This window comes from Mesorhizobium sp. Primo-A (genome assembly GCF_003997175.1).
Lineage (GTDB): Bacteria > Pseudomonadota > Alphaproteobacteria > Rhizobiales > Rhizobiaceae > Mesorhizobium > Mesorhizobium ciceri.
On the sequence record NZ_RZTG01000074.1, the window covers coordinates 1 to 403 of the forward strand.

The window sequence follows — 403 nt, forward strand, 5'->3', positions numbered from 1 at the left end:
GATGGCGCGATCGAGGCCCTGCTCGACGCTTACGCGCGGGCTCCCAATCGCTCCTCCCTGTTGGTTTTCCAGCAGGTCGGCGGCGCGATCGCTCGCGTGCCCGCATCGCACTCGCCCTACGCCAATCGCGATGCGGCCTTTGACTGCTTCCCGATCGCGATCTGGGACGATCTGGCCGATGACGAGGCAAATACCCGCTGGGCGCGCGACCTGTGGAATGCGGTCAGACCATTCTCGACCGGTGGCGTCTATGCCAACAATCTCGGTGATGAGGGTGACGAGCGCGTGCGTGATGCCTACGGCGCCAATTATGCGCGCCTCGCTTCTATCAAGAAGCAATACGACCCGACCAATTTCTTTCGATTGAATCAGAACATCAGGCCTGAATAGCTCAGGATATCAG

1 protein-coding gene is annotated in these 403 nt (G+C 60.3%); it reads left to right on the forward strand.

Features of this window, described 5'->3' with window-relative positions:
* Nucleotides 1-390: BBE domain-containing protein (locus EOC83_RS32655; protein ID WP_206516580.1), on the forward strand; the 390-nt coding region annotated here is incomplete at its 5' end.
* Nucleotides 391-403 lie beyond the last annotated feature (13 nt).